At 60.7% G+C, this 537-nt stretch carries 1 pseudogene; it reads right to left on the reverse strand.

The features are described from left to right. Positions 1–131 precede the first annotated feature (131 nt). Positions 132–537, reverse strand: a pseudogene (locus GD1_RS25165) (hypothetical protein); the annotation flags it as partial.

The raw sequence follows: 537 nt of genomic DNA on the forward strand, positions 1-537 counted from the left end.
CGCTCTTACTCAATCACCCACGCCCAGTTGATGGTTGAGCCGACGAGGAGCGCAGCGACGAGACGTGTCGAAACCTCAGACAGCCGAACCCGAAACGCAACCACCACGAACCCAGACAGCGCTCCGACAGCTCAGAGCCCCATCCCTTCCAAGATCTCGACCAGTCGGGTCTCGATCGGCCCGACGGGGGTGATGACTTCTCGGATGGGGAGTCTCATCTGTGTGTCTGTCGGGGTGATGTCGATGGGCGGTTCGATGTGGATGGGTGGGTCGAACACCTTGATCACCAGGGCATCAGCATCGATCATGACGAACCCGTCGTCGGTAGTGCTGTCGAGAGTCACCGTGCCCGGCTGACCAGCCTCGGTACTGCTGCTGCTGGTGGTCGTTTCGGTGCCGTGGATTTCGGCACGTACTTGCGCCAGGTGTTCCACATACTGTTGTCCGACATCAGGTAACCGGTTGACTTGTTTCTCGTTGTCGGGTTGGCCGGGTTTGGCGTTGCGTTGCCACCAGGTGCGGCCCTCATCCGGGCCC

It is taken from the genome of Gordonia desulfuricans NBRC 100010 (genome assembly GCF_001485495.1).
Taxonomy (GTDB): Bacteria; Actinomycetota; Actinomycetes; order Mycobacteriales; family Mycobacteriaceae; genus Gordonia; species Gordonia desulfuricans.